Genomic DNA, 19,577 nt, shown 5'->3' with positions numbered 1-19,577 from the left:
TTCGGCCGCAGCAGACGACGCAAGCAACGCCCCCACCACTATTGCTGCAAACTTACAAGTCGTGTGTTCCATGATTTCCTCTGTTGGGTTGATTATGACGATTACGCCATTCTGGTGCGGCGCTTCAGTTATTGGTTTTTGATGACAGTAATTTGACAGAATGCTGAACCAAGAAAAATCGATAATATCTACTATATCATAAATAAAACTTATCCTTCGCAAATTCGTAGAAAATACTGTGATTTGAAGCGATTCCGACAACGCCCTTTGCGGCGGCCTATCCCGCATGCCCGGGTTGATTGAAAAAAATCCTGCCGCAACAGGTTGACACCACGAAGCCTTCCGCTCCGTTGGGGCGGAATTGCAGGCACGGCGCGCACCTCATCCTGAATGATATGCCCGTCGGCGACCCGGCGAAACGCCGGGCCCGATCAGGCCTCTGCTTCGCGTTCGCGATGCGGCAGGTCTTCGATCAATCGCGTTTCCAGCAGTTGCCCGTTCGAATACAGAATCGGAGTGGAAATGGCGGCGATGTGGCTGTTGAATTCGCGCAGAGCGCGCAAGGTTTCAAGATGAACATCGCTGGTTTCGAAACTGTCGATCATGCCGTTTTGCAGGCGACGGAAATGGCGTTTGCGACTGTCACGTTCGGCACGTTTGATCTCGGTCTTTTCCAGGTTCAGCAGGCGGGCGCTTTCCAAATCTTCTGAAATGATCACATTGGCCGCCAGCTTCAGATTGGCCAGAATTTTCTCGTGCATCTCCTGCACTTCGGACCAGCCCTCGGGCGAGAACTGCTTGCCGGTCTCACGAAGCTCAATCGCCAGCACGGTCAACCGCTTGGCCACGACATCGCCCGCAGTTTCAAGCCTAACCGCATATTCCAGCACGTCGCGAGCCTCGTCCGAGCTTTTGGAATCCATTTTTTCGGCCGGCAGCGCCGCAACAAAGGCCCGGATATCAGTCAGACACTGGTTGACGTCCAGATCAATGGCCTGAACCGCCTTGATCTGCTCATCATCCCCGGACCGGTAAAGGCCCAGCAGAGGGCTGAACATCATCTGCACAAGGTCTGCCATCCGCAGAAGCTCTCGCTTCAACGCCGAAACCGCAAGCGCCGGAGTGTCCGCCATCGCAGGATCCAGCGCGCTGACCGGTCGGGCCAGCGGATCGGCCTCGGCCACCGGTTTGGCATCCGGGAACAGGCGCTCGAACGGGGCTTGAAGCATACCGCAGAAGGGCAGCGACAGGATCAGCAGAGAGGCATTGAAGGCGAGATGAGCGTTGACCAGCATCTGACCCTGATAATCACCGCTCATCACCCCGGCGCGCAGGGCCAGATTGGCGGCAAACAGGCACAGTACCGCCCAGACCCCGCGCAGCGCCAGATTGGCGAAGGGTATGCGCCGGGCGCGCACCTCCATACCGCGGGTCAGCCAGACCGGGATCAGCGCGCTGCCCAGATTGGCACCCAGAACCAGCGAGAGGCCCGCCGAGAACGGCAGCGCCCCGATCTGCACCAGCGTCACACACATCAGGATCGCCGCGACCGAGCTGTGCATGACAAAGGCCAGCGCCCCGCCGACAAGAAAGGCGGTCACGTAATCGCGCACCAGATAGTCTGCAATTGCGGGCAGGAACGCGCTGTCGCGGATCGGGTCCATCGCCTCACGCAGGAAGCGCAGAGAGATCAGGATAAAGGCAACACCCATCAGGATACGCCCGATCTGACGGGGCTTCTTGCGTTCAGTCTTGACGAACAGCCAGCCGCCGACAGCCAGCAGCAGCGGCACCAGCCAGTCCAGCCGGAACGACAGGATCTGGATCACCAGCGCCGAGCCCAGATCCCCGCCCAACACAATCGCCAGACCTGCGGAAAAGGCCAGATACCCTCCGGCGGCAAAGCCCGAAGCCAGCAGCGCAACCGCGGCCGAACTTTGCAGCACCACCGCTAACAGCATGCCCGTCAGGCTTGAGCCCACCATACTGTTGTTGCGGGTCAGCACCCGCTGAAACGAGGCGCCATAGCTGCGCTCGATGCCGGTACGGACCATACGGACCGCAAACAGCAAGAGCATTGTGGCACCAGCCAGCTGCGTCAGAAATACCAGAATTGCCATTACATAGCATGCCTCTTTGTTTCGGCTCGATCATCGCGGAAAGCGGTCGCAGCCGGACGTGTATATTAAGAACGCTTTCTCATTGAGAGACCGTCAGAGTATTGATGTGCCAACGCGCAAGCTTGGCAGCCAGCTTTCTTCCGGGAAGGATGTCTGTGACAAGTTGATCGACCACTTGCGGCTCAAAACTCTGGTGCGATCCAGACGTTTCGAATTTCTGATGCACCATCGCCACCGTGGTTTGCCGTGCGCGCTCGACTACAACGGAAGCCAATTCCGCCTCGACCAAGCTTTGGTACAAAAACCCGAATTTCGGGTCCAGAGCATCAGGGCTGAGTATAACCATGTCGTAAATGTGCTGCCTTGCCTGTTCCGCGGCAATGAACCCAAACGAACCCATTTCATCTTTGCGCACCTCGCCGCCCAGCAGGAAAACGCGATTGTCGTTATGCTCCAGAAGCTTGTGCGCCACATTGGTCGAGTTGGTAATGACTGTAAGGTTCTTTTTGACCCGCAGCGCTTCGGCGACAAAAGCTGTTGTGCTTCCGACATCCAGAAACAGTGTCGTCCCGTCCTGCACCAATGTCGCAACCGTTTGCGCGATCTTCTTTTTTTCCTTTGTGAACTCACCCAGACGTTGGAAAAAACCGATCTCTGCCTGCGCATCCAACAAACGAACAACACCGTGGTTGCGTTCCACTATTCCCAGCTTTGACAGAGATTTGATCGTGCGCCGGATCGTCTCGTCCGAAACACTCAGAACTTCTGCCATTTCTATGTTTCGAGCATACCCGCCCAACTGTCGCAAAGCCTCCATGACCTGCAACTCGCGCGGAGAAAGTGAATACTGCTCTGACATATTCCCACACTTGGTTAGTTGGTGTAGCAATCGCATCAATTCCCACAAAAATCCACACTAATGTTGTTTTGGTCTGTATTTTTCCGCATTTTTGAGGATTATTCTTCACAACAGGCGTTGGAAGTTGAGGCAAAACTCCAGAGGTACCTGTTGTTTTACGCCGTTCGGCGCACTCTTTGCGCCGGTCAAGTCAGCAAAGGGGATCATGGGGAAACCGTGTTCAGGAGTTGGGCAGGACTCCGTAGCGAGAATGAGGCACCATGTACGATACTGAAATAGCATACCAGATTGCGGCACTTCCTATGCAGTGGGACAAGGCCGGCAAGCTTCGCGTTCTGTTGATCACGTCGCGTGATACAGGGCGTTGGGTTGCCCCAAAAGGGTGGTTGATGGAAGGCAAGACGCAGCAGCGTGCGGCGGAAATCGAGGCATTGGAGGAAGCAGGCGCGGTTGGTATTGTTTCGAAACATCCCATCGGCCAATACTGCTATGATAAGCACTATGAGGGAAAAGATAGCGTTCCCTGTCGCGTCACCCTTTATCCCATGGCCGTTCAAAAACTGAAAAGGCGCTGGAAGGAAAAGAACGAAAGAACACGCCGCTGGTTTTCGCCCAACAAAGCAGCAGAGCTTGTTGATGAAAAGGACTTGTCGCACCTGTTAAAGAGTTTGTCGAAGGATCCAAAAACAGTGACCGTGATAGAAAGCCTTAGACGCGCCGCACAAGATGCCTCGAACTGAACCAAAAGACCTGGCTTGACGCAGCCCGACCAACGAGCGTCCGACGCAGTGGAGGTGGATGGCCACAAGATTTGGGCGATTGGATCGGTAGCCTTAATAGCCAGTACCACAGTATTTCTGCCTGTGTTCGCTCCTGCCACCCTATTAAGGTATTTCCCGGGACTCTTTGGCGACCGAAGCCGTCCTCGGCGCTTGTTGCATGCATAAAGAGTGTGTAAGTATATACACACGGTACAGGAGCCCCCTCATGCCCCGAAATGCACAAGAGAAACAACGTACCAATGTCACACTGACGTCTGGCAATCTGGAAAAAGCACGCCAACTCGGGCTCAATGTCTCGGCCATCAGTGATGCGGCCTTGGCTGACGCTGTTGCAAAAGCCGAGGCCGAGCTTTGGGCCAAGGAAAATGCCAAGGCCATTGCTGAAAGACAAAAATGGATTGAGGAAAACGGAACGCCTCTTGCCGATATTCAAGCTCTCCGAACCAACTGATGGCCCAGTTCCAGGTTTATCTGCTTGCCAGAGATCGGCTCGTTCTCGATCTTCAAACTGATCTCATAGACACAGGAAGCCGCGTTGTCGCACCGCTGTTTCCAAAATCACGTGGACCCTCTCCGATTGGTCGGATTGAACCCGAGTTTGCAATCGCTGGTGTGCCCCATGTTCTGCACACTGCAGAGATGGCCGCCATTCCCTCTGGGATGCTGAAGGGCCCTCCGGTGGCGGACCTGACCGAATTCGACTACGAAATACGCCGCGCTCTCGACATGGTGTTCTCCGGTTTCTGAATTCCTGAGAATTCGGCTGTCGAATTCATGGTCAGGGTATCGCGCAAAGCACAGGCTTATTTTTACTGGAACACACGTTTTCCGAGTGATGCCTGCACATCAAAGCAGCGGCGATCAGACACGGCCAAAAGATAAGGGCCAGGACATCTTGTTCCAGGTCAACATCGCGAAATGCGCGCCCGGTTTCATCCCCGGTTCGGGGCAGATCATCCAGTTCTTTGGCGGATGCAAGCTTGACCGTCTTCAACGTTTGCTCGGCACTCAATCCGCCAATCACGATGGCAAGGTGGTGTGGCGGACAGGCTGTGGTACCCAAAGTCCGGATCTTTTCATCCAGAAACGCAAGCAATCGTTCACGCTCCAACAGGCGCCGTGTCTCCTGAAACAGAAAGGTCTTGTTGGCAGAGCCCCCACCTTTGGCCATGAACAGGAATTCCAGACATTGCCCCGGAACAGCAGCGACATCGATCTGTGCGGGAAGGTTGGTGCCTGTGTTCTGCTCGTCATACATATTCAGAGGAGCCATCTGCGAAAATCGCAGGTTTTGCGTTTGCCAAGTGTCGCTGATGCCCTGGCAGAGGCTTTGGTATAAATCCCCCTTCAACAGGACCTGATCGCCCTTCTTGCCGTTGACGATAGCGGTCCCGGTGTCCTGACAACTGGGAAATTCCTTCTCGGCTGCAATTGACGCGTTCTTGAGAAGTTCCAAAGCAACAAACTTGTCGTTTAGCGTGGCCTCGTCGTCCCTCAGTATCTCACTCAACTGCTGCAGATGTGCCGGGCGCAAAAGGTGCGAAACGTCGGAAAAGGCCCGTCGCGTCAGCTCTTCAACGGCGTGCACGTCAACTTCAAGAAACTCGATACCGTCAATTCTGCGGGTCGACAGACCATCGGATCCGATGTGAACGAATTCAGTATCGTTCCCTAGCAATTGAAAGAGGCTTGGGAATGTCATTTCGGCCACCTGATTGGAGAATTACGTTGAAGATTCAGTAAGTTGAGCCCTGAAAAACCCGCCGGTTTTCCCGGCCAAAATACCAACGTCTGCTCAGAGGTGTGTTGTCATCCTATACCCAGGGGTGAAATGCAGTTTCGCATATGTGACGGGCGCACCGCGCAACCATGTTGTCCGTTCGGCGGTAAAGATCGGATCTCCGGTCGCTGCGTCCAGAAATTCTGCGACGTCGCTCTCGGCTCTGGTTGCGATGAAGCTGAGCTCGAGGTTGGTAAATGGGACATGTTGAACCAGCCAGTCATTGGGTCCGGCCTGTTCGAACGTTTCGTTCAGAACGTCAGGAACAACGTCTATGACGATCCACCTGACCTCGAACTGAAACGGTGCGTTGTCTGCGAAATGCATGCAGCGCAAATGCAGAACGTCCTGATCCCTCTTAAGGTCCAGACGTGCGGCAAGCCAGGACGGTGCGGTCTGAACTTGCCTGTCGACCAGAGAGTATCGGTAAGCTGACCCGCTTGCGGTGATTTCATCGCGGACCAGCGGGATCGAGAATTGCGCTTTTCTGATCGGCGATTTCAGAACCCGCGTGCCAGCCTTGCGCTTTCGTTCCAGATAGCCCTCTTCGGCAAGTTCGCGTAAGGCTCTGTTGACAGTGGTTCTTGTGCTTGAAAATTCGGAAGCCAGATCCGTTTCGCTGGGAAGTATGGAATCCGGACTCCAGACACCGGTTTGAATGCGTTCCAGGACCACTTGTTTGATGTCCCGAAAGCTCATGTTATCTTGAGGTCCTGCCATGGTGCTTCCCAACCTTTAAATTGGACTTATTCATGTTAAATATATACATAAAATGGCAAGAGTGAAGTCCGATATGCAGATTATCCGGTGGCGCGACTATGACCTCAAACCGTGGAAGAACGGACGCGGCACGACGCGGGAAATCGCTAGCCACTCTGTTCAGGGTGCGCTGGCATGGCGGCTGAGTCTCGCCATGGTCGCGGGTGACGGACCGTTCTCGAATTTTGACGGGCTCGAGCGTATCCTGACCGTGGTCAGAGGCGACGGGATGCGCTTGCTTGGCGTTGAACGTGAGTATGAGGCACGCCCTTTTGTCCCCGTCAGGTTCCCCAGCGGCGAAAAGATCACTGGGCGGTGTCGCAGCACGCCCATTGAAAACTTCAATCTGATTTTCGATCCCGATCTGGTCACAGCCGAGGTCCGAATTCTGGACGCCTCGGAAATCCCGCATATTGCAGGCCCGTCAGACGGCACCACGATCGTGCATGTGTTGGAGGGTCAGATCATGTGCGATGACACCGTGGCGCTAGAGACGCAGGATACCGCCGTCTGCGAGCGCCTCGTTCCAAGGCTAAGATCGGCTGGGGACGGACGGTGCGCCGTTGTTACTCTGGCGCACCACTGATCCTCATACGGAGTCAAGCAGGTCAGAGATCGCTGTTTTATAGCGGGCGACGATTGCATCGTGTTCGCGGTGGCGGCCGTTCTGAACAACGTGACGTCCGGCGGACCAGGTATCAGTAACAACATCATCCGAGGCCACGAAACAAAGCCCATCTAGGATCTGATCGTCGTTGAGTGCGCAAAGTGCGGGATGGGTGCGGTCGATGGCAACAAGATCGGCCAGTTTGCCGACTTCGATGATTCCCGCGTCCCGGCCAACCGCCTGCGCGCCCCCTTGTGCCGCGCCGGTATAGAGGGTTTGCCCGACCGACCCCTCTTCTACGACAAGAACGTTTCGGGCCATGTCGCGCAGGCGCTGGGAATACTCCAATGTACGCAGCTCCTCGGTCAGCGAGATGCGGACGTTCGAATCCGATCCAAGCCCGAATGCCCCGTTATGCGTTAGATAAGCCGGGCCATTGAACGGTCCGTCACCCAGATTGGCTTCGGTGATCGGACACAGACCGGCAACGGCGCCGCTTTTGGCCATGGCGACGGTTTCAGCCTCGGTCATGTGGGTGGCATGGATCAGACACCAGCGGTTATCGACATCCACATTGTCCAGCAGCCACGCCACCGGACGTTGGCCCAGCTTGGCCTCGACATCGGCAACTTCCCTGAGCTGTTCCGAGATATGGATGTGAACTGGCCCTTGCGGCGTCGCCTGAAGCACGCGCGCCAGATCAGCGGGCGATGTGGCGCGCAGCGAATGGGGGGCTATGCCGACCTGCGCGTCGGCGGGAAGCGCGGAGAGGTTTCCTTTGCAGGCCTCGACCAGCGACAGGAACCGATCCACATCGTTGGAGAACCGCAACTGACCGCCCGCCAACGGCTCTTGGTTCACGCCGCCATAGGTGTAGAGAACAGGCAGATGGGTTAGGCCGATCCCGGTCTGCTGCGCGGCAGCAAAGACGCGATCGCTGAGTTCTGACAGATTGACGTAGGTTTCACCGCCGGGCTGATGGTGGACATAGTGGAACTCGCCCACGGAAGCATATCCGGCCTCCTGCATCTCCATGAAAACCATTGCGGCGATGGCCTCGAACTGCGCGGGCGTGAGGTGATCCAGAAAGCGGTACATCAGTTCGCGCCAGGTCCAGAAACTCTCTTTCCCGGCGGCGCGAAACTCCGTCATGCCCGCCATCGCCCGCTGGAAAGTATGGCTATGCAGATTCGCAAGCGACGGCAGCAGGACATCGACGGAACAGTCGGCCTGATCGGCCGAGGCCCCCTCTTCGATCCCGGTTATGCGCCCATCAACCGAAGTAACACAGCAGTTCTTCAGCCAATTTTGCCCTGAAAGCACCTGGTTAGCGTAGATCTTCATTTTGGCCTTCAACTTTTGTGTAGACATTTAATAATAACGACTATACCAAACTATCAGCATATGCAACTTCGGAAAAAATCTCATGGCTGTGAAATCGGTTCTCCGTAACGCAAAAATTGCAACGCTCGCCAACCAACAGGCGCCCTATGGGCTGATCGAAGATGGGGCCATTGTATTGTCCGGCGCACAGATCGAATGGGTCGGGTCTGCAAGTGATCTTCCGCAGGACTACGCGCACCTCGATTCCGAGGATTTGGGCGGACGCCTGGTGACGCCTGGTCTGATCGACTGCCACACGCATGTTGTTTTTGGCGGCGATCGCGCCCAGGAATTCGAGATGCGCCTGAACGGGGCTGGCTACGAAGAAATCGCGCGGGCTGGCGGAGGCATCAACTCGACGGTGCGCGCCACGCGGCAGGCCAGTCTCGAGCAGTTGATCGAAGGCGCCCTGCCCCGTGTCGATGCGCTGATCGCCGAAGGTTTGACCACCATCGAGATCAAGTCCGGCTATGGGCTTGAACGGGACACCGAGTTGAACATGCTGCGCGCTGCGCGCGAGATCGCCAACCGCCGCCCCGTGACGGTGCACACCAGCTATCTTGGTGCCCACGCCACCCCGCCGGAATACAAAGACCGCGATGACGCCTATATCGATGAGGTGGTCATCCCGACGCTGCACGCGGCCCACGAAGAAGGTCTGGTTGATGTCGTTGACGGGTTCTGTGAAGGCATCGCCTTTCAGCCTGCGCAGATTGCCCGGGTCTTTGATGTCGCCAGGGCACTGGATCTGCCGGTCAAGCTTCATGCGGAACAGTTGTCCAATCTGGGCGGGGCCAAGCTGGCGGCTTCGTACGGAGCGTTGTCGGCCGATCACATCGAATATCTGGATGAGGATGGCGTTGTTGCCATGGCGCAGGCGGGCACCACTGGAGTCATCCTGCCCGGCGCATTCTACACGCTGCGGGAAACTCAGCAGCCGCCGGTTGACCTGCTGCGCGCCCACGGGGTGGCGATGGCGCTTGCGAGCGATTGCAATCCCGGGTCCTCACCTCTGACCTCTTTGCTTTTGACCATGAATATGGGCTGCACCCTTTTCCGCCTGACGCCCGAGGAAACGCTGACGGGCGTCACGCGCAATGCCGCCCGCGCCCTGGGCCTGACTGATCGCGGCGTGATCGCAGCGGGCCAGCGGGCAGATTTGGCGATCTGGGACATCGAACGTCCAGCCGAGCTTTCTTATCGCATCGGGTTCAACCCGCTCTACAAACGCATCTTTGGAGGACACGCGTGACTATTCTCACTCTGGTTCCTGGGCAGACCAAACTGCCGCAGCTTGAAAACATCTACTGGAACGAGGCTTCGGCAAAGCTGGATGCGGCCTGCCGCCCGGCGGTTGAAGAGGCCGCGGGCCGCATTGCAGCTGCGGCAGCCGGCGACGTGCCGGTCTATGGCGTGAATACCGGCTTTGGCAAACTGGCCAGCCTGAAGATCGAGGCCGCAGATACTGCAACCCTGCAACGGAACCTGATCCTGAGCCATTGCTGCGGCGTGGGTGACGCAACGCCCCGCCGGATCGTCCGGCTTATGATGTCGTTGAAACTACTCAGTTTTGGCCGGGGCGCATCTGGCGTGCGTTGGGAACTGGTCGAACTGATGCAGGACATGCTTGAAAAAGGCGTCACGCCCGTTGTGCCCGCGCAAGGATCGGTTGGCGCGTCTGGTGACCTGGCCCCCCTGTCGCACATGACCGCAGTTGTGATCGGCGAAGGTGAGGCCGAATACGAAGGCGAGATTCTGCCCGGTGCCGAGGCGCTGGCAAAGGCAGGTCTGAAGCCGATCGAGTTGGGTCCGAAAGAAGGTCTGGCCTTCATCAACGGCACACAGTTCTCGACCGCATATGCGCTGGCCGGTCTGTTCGAAGTCTGGCGCGCGGCGCGCAACGCGCTGGTGATCTCGGCCCTGTCGACAGACGCCATCATGGGATCCACCGCGCCGCTGCAGCCTGAAATTCATACCCTGCGCGGACATCGTGGGCAGATCGAAGCGGCAAGCGCCATGCGCGCGATTCTGGCACAATCCGAGATTCGTGAAAGCCATCGGGACGACGACTCGCGGGTGCAGGACCCCTATTGCATCCGCTGTCAGCCGCAGGTGACCGGTGCCGCGATGGACGTGCTGCGCCAGGCCGCACAGACATTGCTGACCGAAGCAAATGCCGCGACGGATAATCCGCTTGTTCTGACCGATTCAAATCTGATCGTGTCAGGCGGCAACTTCCACGCCGAACCGGTGGGTTTTGCCGCTGATATGATTGCGCTGGCCCTGTCGGAAATCGGCGCAATCAGCCAGCGGCGCATTGCATTGATGGTCGATCCGACGCTCAGCTTCGACCTGCCGCCGTTCCTGACGCCTGCGCCGGGTCTGAACTCGGGCTTGATGATCGCCGAGGTGACGACGGCTGCGCTGATGAGCGAGAACAAGCATCTGGCCAACCCCTGCGTCACCGACAGCACGCCCACTTCGGCCAATCAGGAGGATCATGTTTCCATGGCCGCCCATGGCGCGCGGCGTCTGACCCGCATGGTCGAGAACCTCAACAGCATCCTCGGGGTCGAACTGCTGTGTTCAGCGCGCGGTGTCGAGTTCCGCGCCCCGCTGCAAACCAGCCCGCTGCTGCAAAAGGCGATTGCCCGCCTGCGCAAGGATGTCTCCAGCTTACAGGAAGACCGCTATATGGCGCCCGATCTGAAGGCAGCCAAAGAACTGGTAGAGTCGGGTGCCCTGCTTGATGTGGTAAACGCCGAAATGCCGGAGCTTGCATGATGCAGGTCTTCGACGTCATACGCGGCGACTGCCCTATCGTGCTGGGCCAGCCACATGGCGGGACCCATGTCCCGGATGCCATTGCGGCGCGGCTGAACGCGAACGGGGCCGGTCTGGCGGATACGGATTGGCATATCACCCGGCTCTATGACGGGTTGCTGCCCGGCGCGACGGTGGTGAAATCCAATGTGCATCGCTATGTGATCGACGCCAACCGCGATCCGTCCGGCGTATCGCTCTATCCGGGACAAAACACCACGACGCTGGTGCCGCTGACCGATTTCGATGGGCAGGCTATCTGGCAGGAAGGGCAAGAGCCGTCAGAAGACGAGATATTGGCCCGTCGCGACGCGTATCACGCACCCTATCACGATGCCCTGCGGGCAGAGTTGGAACGGGTGCGGTCAAAGCACGGGGTGGCGATCCTGTTCGACTGCCATTCGATCCGATCCAATATCCCGTTCCTGTTCGAAGGCGAATTGCCGATCTGGAACACCGGCACCAATCTGGGCACGACCTGCGCCCCCGAAATCGAAGCGGCTGTGGATGCCGTTACGCGGGCGTCAGGCATGGGCGCGGTGCTGAACGGGCGCTTCAAAGGCGGATGGACCACGCGCCACTATGGCCAACCCGAAACCGGTATCCATGCCATCCAGATGGAAACCGCGCAACGGGCCTATATGCACGAAACCCCGCCTTGGAAATGGGATGACAACCGGGCCGCATCGGCCCGACCGCATCTGCAGAAGATGCTTGAAAAGCTCGACAACCTTGCCCGCTCGGGCACCATATTAAATCAAGGGAGTGAACAATGAGCGACCCCCGCAAGAACACCCGCGACGTGTATCCGCCGACCGGCACGGAACTGAACGCGAAAAGCTGGCTGACCGAAGCGCCCCTGCGGATGCTGATGAACAACTTGCATCCGGATGTGGCCGAGAACCCGCATGAACTGGTTGTCTATGGCGGCATCGGTCGCGCCGCCCGGACCTGGAAGGACTTCGACCTGATCGTCGACAGCCTGAAGGATCTGGAAGAGGACGAAACGCTGGTGGTGCAGTCCGGCAAGCCAGTTGCCATTGTGAAGACCCACAAGGACGCGCCGCGGGTGCTGATCGCCAATTCGAACCTGGTGCCGCATTGGGCCAACTGGGATCACTTCAACGAGTTGGATAAAAAGGGCCTGGCCATGTACGGCCAGATGACCGCCGGGTCGTGGATCTATATCGGGTCGCAGGGGATCGTTCAGGGCACCTATGAGACCTTCATGGAGGCCGGGCGTCAGCACTATGGCGGCGACCTGAAAGGCCGCTGGATTCTGACCGGTGGCCTGGGCGGCATGGGCGGCGCCCAGCCTCTGGCCGGTGTGATGGCCGGGGCCTGCTGTCTGGCGGTGGAATGTGACGAGAAATCCGCCGATTTCCGCCTGCGCACCCGTTATGTCGACGAAAAGACCCATTCGCTGGACGAAGCGCTTGAGATGATCGATCGCTGGACCAAGGCGGGCGAGGCGAAATCCGTGGCGCTGATCGGCAACGCTGCCGACATCTTCCCTGAAATCTATAAGCGCGGCATCAAGCCCGACATCGTCACCGACCAGACCTCGGCCCACGACCCGGTCAACGGCTACCTGCCGCAGGGCTGGACCGTTGCCGAATGGCGCGCCAAGGCCGAAACCGCCCCGAAAGAGGTGGAGAAAGCCGCTCGTGCTTCGATGAAGGTGCAGGTCGAGGCGATGGTCGCCTTCCACAATGATGGTGTGCCAACCGTCGATTACGGCAACAACATCCGCCAGATGGCGCTGGAAGAAGGTCTGGAAAACGCGTTTGCCTTCCCCGGTTTCGTTCCCGCCTATATCCGCCCGCTGTTCTGCCGCGGCGTCGGCCCGTTCCGCTGGGCGGCCCTGTCGGGCGACCCCGAAGACATCTACAAGACTGACCAGAAGGTCAAAGAACTGCTGCCCGACAACAAGCACCTGCACAACTGGCTGGACATGGCGCGCGAACGGATCGAATTCCAGGGCCTGCCCGCACGGATTTGCTGGGTTGGTCTGGGTGATCGTCACCGTCTGGGGCTGGCGTTTAACGAGATGGTCAAGAACGGCGAACTGAAAGCCCCTGTCGTGATCGGTCGCGACCATCTGGACAGCGGCTCGGTCGCCTCGCCCAACCGCGAGACCGAAGCGATGATGGATGGCTCGGACGCCGTATCCGACTGGCCGCTGCTGAACGCGCTGGTCAACACCGCCTCGGGCGCGACCTGGGTCTCGCTGCACCATGGCGGCGGTGTCGGCATGGGCTTCTCGCAGCACTCGGGCGTGGTGATCTGTGCCGATGGCACCGATGACGCCGCCAAGCGCCTTGAACGCGTCCTGTGGAACGATCCGGCCTCGGGTGTCTGGCGCCACGCGGATGCGGGCTATGACATCGCTAAAGACTGTGCGCGCGAAAATGGCCTGCGCCTGCCGGGCATCCTGGGCAACTAAGGACACCTGCGGGCCCAACGGCGATTACACTATTGAGTACACGAAAAGGATCTCGGCTATTCACTCGTGAAGGCCGAGATTTCACCCAACAGCGGGAGCATCATCGCAAACAGCTCTGATTGCGAGGTGATCTCACATTTGGTGTAAAGCTGCCGCCGGAAGACCTTGACCGTCTGGGGGCTGATGCCAAGGTCACGTGCGATTGAGGGCGAAGAATGCCCCTGAAGGATCATGATTGCGATCTGGGCTTGGCGACCGCTGAGCTGAATGCCGTGGCGATCATCCAATAGCGCCTGAAGATTGGCAAACAATGGCCCGGCGGACGTTCCCGGCCCTTCGACATGTTTGCGAAACTCCCAGTCGCAATCGATCAAAGCGTGAATTACAGCCGCCATTTTCTTGAGGCTTTTTTCTTCTTTTGACGTAAACCTGCGCCCTGACCTGGCATTGGTTCCCATCGAAATTGTGACCGTTGTGGTTTCGTTCACCGGTTGAAAAATGGTGATTTCATCAAGGATTCCTATGCGCCCGTAATACCATTCGTAGTATCGGCTTCGCAGAAAATTATCCGGGGCCATCTCTTCAAGCCAATATACACCCCTGTCTCCTTTCTGATTATGGAATTGATAGACCGGATCCAGCACATAAGTCGCGGCAAGGTAGACGGTCTTGAGCCGCGCAAAGACCTCTGCGCCGTCGGTCTTGGTCAGAACCACCGTCGGGGTCGCTTCACCATTGAAGACCAGCACGATGACATTTTCGAACGGAAGAATCGTTCTCAGGTATTCTACGAAATCCTCAAAAAATTCCGGTTTTCCGGCGGAAGAGATGGATTTTGCTAATTTGTCTATACAATAATCTGTCATGCATACCCCCATAGGGTTATATACCACCGCCTTCCCAGAATGTTAACGTAGAACTGCACATAATGGTGGTATAGGCGGCACCAACACAAGTCTGAAAAAGCTTCAGAACGCTGACAGCCACGACGATCAAACGCAGTTGGAGGAGTTGCGATGACAGAGGCCTCATTTACCGAATATGCCGAAGGGCAAGGCGAATTCCGTAAGAAAAGGGTACTGCCGGCACTGGTTGTATTTGGGTTGATCTATTTTGGATCGTTGGCAACCGGGTATCACATCAATGCTGTGGTTCTGACGATCGTCGTCATGATCGCACTGTGTCTGCTGCGCATCCCGGTCGCCGTGGCGCTGGTCTCGGCTGCTATTCTGGGTGGATTGCACGCCGGTCTTTCGATGACCGATACAATCGGCGCGATGAACGACAACCTGCTCGTCGGCTCTCAGGTCGGCATGACCTATATCATGATCGGTGCCTTTGCCGTGGCCCTTGCGCGCAGCGGACTTTTGGAACTGCTGGCCAGAAAGATCTCGGGCAAGATGGGCACGGATGAAGCCGCGACCGGCAAGGGCGTGAAATGGACCTTGTTGCTGATTTTCGTCGCCGCATCGTTCATGTCGCAAAACCTTGTTCCGGTGCACATCGCCTTTATCCCGGTTCTGATCCCGCCGCTTCTGGGTGTCATGAACAAGCTGAAGATGGACCGCCGCGGTGTGGCCTGTGTTCTGGCCTGCTGCATCAGTGCAAGTTATCTGCTGCTGCCCACCGGTTTTGGCGCGATCTATCTGGAAGAGATCCTGCTGGCAAACGTGAACGAAGTTGGCGGTCCGCTGGGTTTGACCGCAACCCCGGACATGGCCCCCAAGGCAATGTTCCTGCCGGTGATGGGCATTCTGGCCGGTATGCTGGTTGCGGTGTTCATCACCTATCGCAAACCGCGTGAGTATGAGACCATTCAGATGGCAGACGCTGCGCCGGAAGATCAGCCTATCCAGATCAACCTCGTCCAGCTGGGCGCGACGATCCTCGCCCTTGCGGTTGCCCTGATCTGCCAGTTGCAATTCGACTCGTTGTTCATTGGGGCCATGGTTGGCTTCGTCATCCTCAGCTCGGCAGGGATTTTCCGCTGGCGTGATCAGGATAACGTGTTCACCGAAGGCCTGCGCATGATGGCCCAGATTGCGGTCATCATCACCATCGCTTCGGGCTTTGCCGGCGTTCTGACGGCGACGGGCGAGATCGAGCCCCTGGTGGAATCCGCGGCGGAATTCATTGGCGACAACAAAGCCTTCGGCGCCGCGATCATGCTGATTGTGGGTTTGTTCATCACCATCGGCTTCGGCGACTCGTTTGCCTCGGTTCCGATCCTGGCTCCGATCTACATCCCGCTAGGCCTTGCGCTGGGTTTCTCGCCAATCGGAACCATCGCGATGCTCGGTGCCTCGGCGGCGCTTGGGGATGCGGGTTCGCCTGCTTCGACCATCACTCTGGGTGCAACGGCAGGTCTGAACGCCGACGGTCAGCACGATCATATCAAGGATAGCGTTATCCCGACCTTCTCGCACGCAAACTTCGGCATGGTCCTGTTTGCCTGGGTGGCTGCTGTCTACCTGTGACAACCCGAACCGGGTGCGGCCGGTGATCCGGCCGCACGCCCGTTCCAAACAGATATTACGGAGAAGAAGAGTGACCCGAGTTGCATTCTACGAGCTTTCGAAACTGACCGGTGATCAACGTGATGCGCTGCTCACGCGCCCGGAAAGTGATCTGGGATTTTGCCTCGAGAAAGTGAAGCCGCTGATCGCAGACGTGCGTACCAAGGGCGACGCGGCACTTGTTGAATACGCAGCCAAGTTCGACAACGCGCATTTTGACATTACCGAGGTTGGCGCCTCGAAAGCAGATATTGATGCCGCGTTTGATCAGATCGATCGCGAGTTGATCGAAACTCTGGAATATGCAGCCGACAACATCCGCCGTTACCACGAAGAGCAACTGCCCGGCGAGATGTGGATGAAAGAGGTGCGTCCGGGCGTGTTCGCGGGCGAGCGTCACAGCCCGATTTGCAGTGCTGCGGTCTATTCACCCCGTGGCAAGGGCTCATTCCCGTCGGTCACGCTGATGGGGGCCATTCCGGCGGTTGTTGCCGGTGTGTCCAATCCGATTGTACTGACCCCGGCAGGCCCGGACGGAAAGATTGATCCCGCGACGCTGGTTGCGGCCCGTCTGTCCGGTGTCGAGCGCGTATACAAGGCGGGCGGTGCCTTGGCGGTGGCCGCGGCGGCCTTCGGGACCGAAAGCGTTCCGAAATGCCTGAAAATCGAAGGTCCCGGCAGCCCCTGGCTGGTTGCGGCCAAACGTCTGCTGGCAGACAAGATCACATCCCGCCTGCCCGCCGGACCCAGCGATACGATTGTTTTTGCAGATGAGACTGTTGATCCGCGCCTTGCGGCGCTGGATCTTCTGATCGAATCCGAACACGGAACCGACAGTTCCGCCTTCCTCGTCACAAACTCCAGAGAGGTTGCCGAAGGCGCAATCAAAGCTCTGCCCGATTATTGGGCGAAGATGGGTGAACGGTGGGTCGAGCACTCGTCTGCTGTCCTGTCCGGCGAGAATGGCGGCGTGGTTCTGGCGGATAGCCTGCAACAGGCCTACGATTTTGTGAATGACTACGCGCCGGAACATTGTCAGGTACTGTCCGACGAACCGTTCAACCATCTCAGCCATATCCGCAATGCCTCAGAGGTGTTGATGGGCAATTGGGCGGCCGGGTCAATGGCCAATTATTGTCTGGGCCCCAACTGCATTCTGCCTACCAGCGCGCAGGCGAAAATTCATGCGCCGCTGGGTGTGCATGATTTCATGAAAAGCGGCACCGTCTGCCACGTGACGCGCGCCGGCTTTAATGAGGCCGCGCCGCACACCTATCGTTTCGCCAAATATGAGGGTTTCGATGGGCATGCCAATGCCGTTTCAGACCTGCGCACGCAGATTCTGAACAAGAACTGAAACAATCATCTTGGGGAGGGGACAGAATTGGAACATCTACAATACGCAATCGACGTAAAAGATGCGGTGAAGCGCTATGGCGACTTTACCGCGCTCAAGAAGATCTCATAGTCGATCACGGATAACGAGTTCTTCACGCTGCTTGGCCCATCCGAATGCGGCAAGACCACCTTGCTGCGGATGATCGCCGGAGTCGAGGATGTGACCGAAGGGGCCATCTTTCTCTATGGCCACGAAATCGAAAACCTGCTGCCCAATCAGCGGCCGGTCAATACTGTGTTCCAGAACTATGCTCTGTTCCCGCATATGACCATTCTCGACAATGTGGGTTTTGGTCTTGAGATGCGGGGGCAATCCAAATCCGATGCGCGCTAACCCTCGCAACTCTCCGGCAGGCCGCAACAAAGGGTGGCGCTGGCCCGTGCGCTGGCGCCACAACCCAAGGTACTTCTGCTGGATGAGCCTCTTTCGGCGTTGGACCTGAAGCTGCGCAAGACGATGCAACTGGAACTGAAGCATCTTCAGCGGGAAACAGGCATCACCTTTATCTCCGTGACACATGATCAGGAAGAAGCGCTGACCGAGAGCGAAAGCCTCAAGGGCACCGTGGTCGATAACATCTTCATTGGCACCGATATTACCACGCTGATCAATCTAAATGACGGACCCAAATTCATGGCCCGCACATCGAATTCGGATCGCGGCACCAAGCGGATTTTCGAACCGGGCAACGACGTGTTCGTCAACATGGAGGCAGGGTCCGCGCGGCTTCTGGTGGACTGATGGCAGCTGGTGCAACAAGCAGCGGCAGCGCAACAACCGACACATATAAAGAGGCCAGGATCTGGCTGTTGATGCCAGCATGGGTGGTTCTTCTTTTCCTGTCCCTCGCCCCTGTCTTCATGATGCTAATCTACTCGTTCCTGACCAAGGAATTACGACGCGCTGTATTTTCCCGATGATGATGTCGCGCCGTTGACATGGCCCGCATCCTATGTTGCCGACATCCCCAAGACCGCCCCGGCAGGGGTTCACGCCTTCGAGGTGCAACAGGGTGAAGAAGCCGAACAGTTCGTCTTCTTCGTACGGGTGCAACAGCAGTCAGCAAACTTGCTCTTTCTGGCCTGGACTGCAACTTACCGAGCATCGCTGCGAGTGGGTTTGCGAAGACCGCGCGCATCAATTTGCGAAGGACAACAATCTGCGGTCGCTTTACGACTATCATACCGACCATAGCGGCGTTTCAATCTGCTGGTACAGGAAACCAAAAGCGACCCTTCGCGAAGATTATGCTTATCCGCTTTGCGGCAGTCCGCACAATTTGCCGGCCGACCGGCACCTGCTCCGATTTTGCCACAGCAACGATATTGCCTTCAACCTTATCACCGACCACGATCTGGATCGTTTGGGGATGGATGGGCTGAATGGGTACTCTGCCGTTTTTTTCGGGCAGCCATCCGGAAAACTTGTCTGTCGACGCAGAAACGAGTTTGCGTACATTCCTGCGCAACGGTGGAAATCTTGTCTATCTCGGAGGGAACGACTTTGCCGCCGCTGTTGGGTTCAAAGACGATCTGATGGAACTCAGGCGCTCGCCATTGGAAGCGGGGCGGACCTGTGACGGCGAAATCTCTGAGAGCGTGTTCTCGATCAACAATAGGCCATCGGGGTTCCTGAGAATTCAGGGGAAGGGTGAATACCACCTTGTGGGAGCTGGCATTTCACTGATGGGCTTTGGAGACGCGACAAATACCAGTCTGGGGACCAAGAATGATTGCCAGGTGCCCGCGCGGTCCGAAGACTTCCCTGACGACTTTTTCTATGACGCGACGCGCATCGATGTGCCGAGATAACCATCCGCAATTTGCCGTCCGGTAGCTTCATCTTCTCGGCAAGCTCGGTCGCGTGGTGTTGCGCCCTGCCCTCGCAACACTCTCAAAATGACGTCGGTCGAATAACAGCCAATGTTCTGAAAAAAGCCTCAGAGCATTCTCCGGCATAGTAGTCGAACCGTTTCCCTCCCGCTGCGGCTGTCACGACGTCCGATACCTAACGGTTCTGTCACAAACGTCGCCCCTGCCTGTCAGGTCGAGAGCATTTCTGGTAGCGCACACTGGAACATGACAGGAGTAGGCCGTGACGATT

General features: G+C 57.4%; 19 protein-coding genes and 1 pseudogene. 14 read left to right on the top strand and 6 right to left on the bottom strand.

Annotated features, from left to right (window positions below; translation table 11 throughout):
* Positions 1-431 precede the first annotated feature (431 nt).
* Positions 432-2,120 (bottom strand): Na/Pi cotransporter family protein, encoded by a 1,689-nt coding sequence (locus ACR0DO_RS19065; protein WP_170449028.1) that lies wholly within the window; start codon positions 2,118-2,120, stop codon positions 432-434.
* 79 nt (positions 2,121-2,199) lie between these two features.
* The gene (locus tag ACR0DO_RS19060; RefSeq protein WP_170449047.1) at positions 2,200-2,937 is read right to left on the bottom strand and encodes a DeoR/GlpR family DNA-binding transcription regulator; all 738 of its coding nucleotides are present in this window, start codon (positions 2,935-2,937) and stop codon (positions 2,200-2,202) included.
* Positions 2,938-3,239: 302 nt separating this feature from the next.
* On the opposite strand from ACR0DO_RS19060, the gene ACR0DO_RS19055 reads away from it, so the two are divergent.
* The 3 genes from ACR0DO_RS19055 (at position 3,240) to ACR0DO_RS19045 (ending at position 4,508) form a co-directional block, all read left to right on the top strand.
* Entirely contained in the window at positions 3,240-3,719 is a 480-nt protein-coding gene (locus ACR0DO_RS19055) for an NUDIX hydrolase (protein WP_480561028.1), read from the top strand.
* A 247-nt stretch (positions 3,720-3,966) separates the two neighbouring features.
* Positions 3,967-4,212 (top strand): type II toxin-antitoxin system CcdA family antitoxin, encoded by a 246-nt coding sequence (locus ACR0DO_RS19050; RefSeq protein ID WP_170449032.1) that lies wholly within the window; start codon positions 3,967-3,969, stop codon positions 4,210-4,212.
* Positions 4,212-4,508 carry a CcdB family protein gene (locus ACR0DO_RS19045; RefSeq protein ID WP_170675123.1) on the top strand — a complete coding sequence of 99 codons (297 nt, stop codon included), beginning with the start codon at positions 4,212-4,214 and terminating at the stop codon, positions 4,506-4,508. Before ACR0DO_RS19050 ends, ACR0DO_RS19045 begins: the two co-directional genes overlap by 1 nt.
* 31 nt (positions 4,509-4,539) lie before the next feature.
* Here ACR0DO_RS19045 and ACR0DO_RS19040 read toward each other — a convergent pair whose 3' ends face one another.
* Together ACR0DO_RS19040 and ACR0DO_RS19035 are read right to left on the bottom strand one after the other, a co-directional pair.
* Entirely contained in the window at positions 4,540-5,463 is a 924-nt protein-coding gene (locus ACR0DO_RS19040; RefSeq protein ID WP_480561027.1) for a fumarate hydratase, read from the bottom strand.
* A gap of 93 nt (positions 5,464-5,556) precedes the next feature.
* Positions 5,557-6,261: a UTRA domain-containing protein gene (locus ACR0DO_RS19035; protein WP_480561026.1), complete on the bottom strand. Its 705-nt coding sequence runs from the start codon at positions 6,259-6,261 to the stop codon at positions 5,557-5,559.
* A 52-nt stretch (positions 6,262-6,313) separates the two neighbouring features.
* Between ACR0DO_RS19035 and ACR0DO_RS19030 the strand changes: the two genes are divergently transcribed.
* A complete protein-coding gene (locus ACR0DO_RS19030) occupies positions 6,314-6,886 on the top strand; it encodes a HutD/Ves family protein (RefSeq protein WP_480561025.1) in 573 nt (190 codons plus the stop codon).
* 3 nt (positions 6,887-6,889) lie between these two features.
* On the opposite strand, the gene ACR0DO_RS19025 is transcribed toward ACR0DO_RS19030, so the two are convergent.
* Positions 6,890-8,251, bottom strand: a complete 1,362-nt coding sequence (locus tag ACR0DO_RS19025; RefSeq protein ID WP_480561024.1) for a formimidoylglutamate deiminase — start codon at positions 8,249-8,251, stop codon at positions 6,890-6,892.
* Positions 8,252-8,333: 82 nt separating this feature from the next.
* Between ACR0DO_RS19025 and hutI the strand changes: the two genes are divergently transcribed.
* From hutI to hutU, 4 genes are read left to right on the top strand one after another with little or no spacing between them, the layout of a single operon-like run.
* Positions 8,334-9,542 carry an imidazolonepropionase gene (hutI, locus tag ACR0DO_RS19020; protein ID WP_480561023.1) on the top strand — a complete coding sequence of 403 codons (1,209 nt, stop codon included), beginning with the start codon at positions 8,334-8,336 and terminating at the stop codon, positions 9,540-9,542.
* On the top strand, positions 9,539-11,074 hold the full coding sequence (gene hutH, locus ACR0DO_RS19015) for a histidine ammonia-lyase (protein ID WP_480561022.1): 1,536 nt from the start codon (positions 9,539-9,541) through the stop codon (positions 11,072-11,074). Before hutI ends, hutH begins: the two co-directional genes overlap by 4 nt.
* A complete protein-coding gene (hutG, locus tag ACR0DO_RS19010; protein WP_480561021.1) occupies positions 11,074-11,889 on the top strand; it encodes an N-formylglutamate deformylase in 816 nt (271 codons plus the stop codon). Before hutH ends, hutG begins: the two co-directional genes overlap by 1 nt.
* Positions 11,886-13,559, top strand: coding sequence for a urocanate hydratase (gene hutU, locus ACR0DO_RS19005; RefSeq protein ID WP_480561020.1), 1,674 nt, complete (start codon positions 11,886-11,888; stop codon positions 13,557-13,559). The genes hutG and hutU overlap by 4 nt, the downstream gene beginning before the upstream one ends.
* A gap of 56 nt (positions 13,560-13,615) precedes the next feature.
* On the opposite strand, the gene ACR0DO_RS19000 is transcribed toward hutU, so the two are convergent.
* A complete protein-coding gene (locus ACR0DO_RS19000) occupies positions 13,616-14,425 on the bottom strand; it encodes a helix-turn-helix transcriptional regulator (RefSeq protein ID WP_480561019.1) in 810 nt (269 codons plus the stop codon).
* A gap of 150 nt (positions 14,426-14,575) precedes the next feature.
* Here ACR0DO_RS19000 and ACR0DO_RS18995 point away from each other — a divergent pair, with 150 nt between their 5' ends.
* The 6 genes and pseudogenes from ACR0DO_RS18995 to ACR0DO_RS18970 all read left to right on the top strand — a co-directional run bounded on the left by ACR0DO_RS18995 (position 14,576) and on the right by ACR0DO_RS18970 (position 19,285).
* Positions 14,576-16,036, top strand: a complete 1,461-nt coding sequence (locus ACR0DO_RS18995; protein ID WP_480561018.1) for a Na+/H+ antiporter family protein — start codon at positions 14,576-14,578, stop codon at positions 16,034-16,036.
* A gap of 70 nt (positions 16,037-16,106) precedes the next feature.
* Positions 16,107-17,432, top strand: a complete 1,326-nt coding sequence (gene hisD / locus ACR0DO_RS18990) for a histidinol dehydrogenase (RefSeq protein ID WP_480561017.1) — start codon at positions 16,107-16,109, stop codon at positions 17,430-17,432.
* Positions 17,433-17,546: 114 nt separating this feature from the next.
* Positions 17,547-18,029, top strand: a pseudogene (locus ACR0DO_RS18985) (ABC transporter ATP-binding protein); the annotation flags it as partial.
* On the top strand, positions 18,009-18,215 hold the full coding sequence (locus tag ACR0DO_RS18980) for a TOBE domain-containing protein (RefSeq protein WP_480561029.1): 207 nt from the start codon (positions 18,009-18,011) through the stop codon (positions 18,213-18,215). The pseudogene ACR0DO_RS18985 and the gene ACR0DO_RS18980, both read left to right, overlap by 21 nt.
* Positions 18,216-18,407: 192 nt before the next feature.
* The gene (locus ACR0DO_RS18975; protein ID WP_480561016.1) at positions 18,408-18,668 is read left to right on the top strand and encodes a N,N-dimethylformamidase beta subunit family domain-containing protein; all 261 of its coding nucleotides are present in this window, start codon (positions 18,408-18,410) and stop codon (positions 18,666-18,668) included.
* Positions 18,669-18,856: 188 nt separating this feature from the next.
* Positions 18,857-19,285 (top strand): N,N-dimethylformamidase beta subunit family domain-containing protein, encoded by a 429-nt coding sequence (locus ACR0DO_RS18970; RefSeq protein WP_480561015.1) that lies wholly within the window; start codon positions 18,857-18,859, stop codon positions 19,283-19,285.
* Positions 19,286-19,577: the final 292 nt, after the last annotated feature.

Source organism: Ruegeria sp. AM9 (genome assembly GCF_056540565.1).
Note: the sequence above shows the minus strand (reverse complement) of the source record. Positions and strands in the feature narration are given on the sequence as shown.

Bases quoted from the DNA above. Each gene is read 5' to 3' on its own strand.
- ACR0DO_RS19040 (WP_480561027.1), bottom strand. From the start codon at position 5,463: ATGACATTCCCAAGCCTCTTTCAATTGCTAGGGAACGATACTGAATTC.
- ACR0DO_RS19050 (WP_170449032.1), top strand. From the start codon at position 3,967: ATGCCCCGAAATGCACAAGAGAAACAACGTACCAATGTCACACTGACG.
- hutU (WP_480561020.1), top strand. From the start codon at position 11,886: ATGAGCGACCCCCGCAAGAACACCCGCGACGTGTATCCGCCGACCGGC.
- ACR0DO_RS19030 (WP_480561025.1), top strand. From the start codon at position 6,314: ATGGCAAGAGTGAAGTCCGATATGCAGATTATCCGGTGGCGCGACTAT.
- ACR0DO_RS19060 (WP_170449047.1), bottom strand. From the start codon at position 2,937: ATGGAGGCTTTGCGACAGTTGGGCGGGTATGCTCGAAACATAGAAATG.
- ACR0DO_RS18995 (WP_480561018.1), top strand. From the start codon at position 14,576: ATGACAGAGGCCTCATTTACCGAATATGCCGAAGGGCAAGGCGAATTC.
- hutG (WP_480561021.1), top strand. From the start codon at position 11,074: ATGCAGGTCTTCGACGTCATACGCGGCGACTGCCCTATCGTGCTGGGC.
- ACR0DO_RS19025 (WP_480561024.1), bottom strand. From the start codon at position 8,251: ATGAAGATCTACGCTAACCAGGTGCTTTCAGGGCAAAATTGGCTGAAG.
- ACR0DO_RS19065 (WP_170449028.1), bottom strand. From the start codon at position 2,120: ATGGCAATTCTGGTATTTCTGACGCAGCTGGCTGGTGCCACAATGCTC.
- ACR0DO_RS19045 (WP_170675123.1), top strand. From the start codon at position 4,212: ATGGCCCAGTTCCAGGTTTATCTGCTTGCCAGAGATCGGCTCGTTCTC.
- ACR0DO_RS18970 (WP_480561015.1), top strand. From the start codon at position 18,857: ATGGGTACTCTGCCGTTTTTTTCGGGCAGCCATCCGGAAAACTTGTCT.
- hutI (WP_480561023.1), top strand. From the start codon at position 8,334: ATGGCTGTGAAATCGGTTCTCCGTAACGCAAAAATTGCAACGCTCGCC.
- ACR0DO_RS19000 (WP_480561019.1), bottom strand. From the start codon at position 14,425: ATGACAGATTATTGTATAGACAAATTAGCAAAATCCATCTCTTCCGCC.
- ACR0DO_RS19055 (WP_480561028.1), top strand. From the start codon at position 3,240: ATGTACGATACTGAAATAGCATACCAGATTGCGGCACTTCCTATGCAG.
- ACR0DO_RS19035 (WP_480561026.1), bottom strand. From the start codon at position 6,261: ATGGCAGGACCTCAAGATAACATGAGCTTTCGGGACATCAAACAAGTG.